We start from the raw sequence: 1606 nt of genomic DNA on the forward strand, positions 1-1606 counted from the left end.
CATCAAGTCGTCCAACGACTTTACGTAAGGAGGTGATCCAACCCCAGGTTCCCCTAGGGTTACCTTGTTACGACTTCACCCCAGTCATGAAACACAAAGTGGTAATCGTTCTCCCGAAGGTTAAACTAACTACTTCTTTTGCATCCCACTCCCATGGTGTGACGGGCGGTGTGTACAAGGCCCGGGAACGTATTCACCGCAGTATTCTGACCTGCGATTACTAGCGATTCCGACTTCACGGAGTCGAGTTGCAGACTCCGATCCGGACTACGATATTCTTTAAGGGGTCCGCTCCACATCGCTGTCTCGCTTCCCTCTGTAAATACCATTGTAGCACGTGTGTAGCCCTACACGTAAGGGCCATGATGACTTGACGTCGTCCCCACCTTCCTCCGGTTTGTCACCGGCAGTCTCCTTAGAGTGCCCAACTAAATGCTGGCAACTAAGGACAAGGGTTGCGCTCGTTGCGGGACTTAACCCAACATCTCACGACACGAGCTGACGACAGCCATGCAGCACCTGTGTCAGAGTTCCCGAAGGCACCAATCCATCTCTGGAAAGTTCTCTGCATGTCAAGTGTAGGTAAGGTTCTTCGCGTTGCATCGAATTAAACCACATGCTCCACCGCTTGTGCGGGCCCCCGTCAATTCATTTGAGTTTTAACCTTGCGGCCGTACTCCCCAGGCGGTCTACTTATCGCGTTAGCTTCGCTACGCACGAATTAAATTCACACACAGCTAGTAGACAGCGTTTACGGTGTGGACTACCAGGGTATCTAATCCTGTTCGCTACCCACACTTTCGCACATGAGCGTCAGTCTTTGGCCAGGGAGCCGCCTTCGCCACTGATGTTCCTCCAGATATCTACGCATTTCACCGCTACACCTGGAATTCCACTCCCCTCTCCAAGACTCTAGCCTGCCAGTTCTAAATGACCATCCCAGGTTGAGCCCGGGGCTTTCACATCTAGCTTAACAAACCGCCTGCGTGCGCTTTACGCCCAGTAATTCCGATTAACGCTCGCACCCTCCGTATTACCGCGGCTGCTGGCACGGAGTTAGCCGGTGCTTCTTCTGTTGCTAACGTCACAGCTAGCAGGTATTAACTACTAACCTTTCCTCACAACTGAAAGTGCTTTACAACCCGAAGGCCTTCTTCACACACGCGGCATGGCTGCATCAGGGTTTCCCCCATTGTGCAATATTCCCCACTGCTGCCTCCCGTAGGAGTCTGGGCCGTGTCTCAGTCCCAGTGTGGCTGATCTTCCTCTCAGAACAGCTAGAGATCGTCGCCTTGGTAAGCCGTTACCTTACCAACTAGCTAATCTCACTTGGGCCTCTCTTTGCGCCGGAGCCTAAGCCCCGTTTGGTCCGAAAACATTATGCGGTATTAGCAGTCGTTTCCAACTGTTATCCCCCTCGCAAAGGCAAGTTCCCAAGCATTACTCACCCGTCCGCCACTCGTCATCTTCTAGCAAGCTAGAAATGTTACCGTTCGACTTGCATGTGTTAGGCCTGCCGCCAGCGTTCAATCTGAGCCATGATCAAACTCTTCAATTAAATATATCGAAATTTTGAATTGTCGTTGTGACACTCTTAATGAGTGCC

At 51.7% G+C, this 1606-nt stretch carries 1 rRNA gene; it reads right to left on the bottom strand.

From position 1 onward, the window contains the following. Positions 1–25: 25 nt before the first annotated feature. Positions 26–1558 (bottom strand): 16S ribosomal RNA (locus tag OIK42_RS20365). Between the last annotated feature and the right edge of the window lie 48 nt (positions 1559–1606).

This window comes from Alteromonas gilva (assembly GCF_028595265.1).
In the GTDB taxonomy this organism is placed as follows: domain Bacteria; phylum Pseudomonadota; class Gammaproteobacteria; order Enterobacterales; family Alteromonadaceae; genus Alteromonas; species Alteromonas gilva.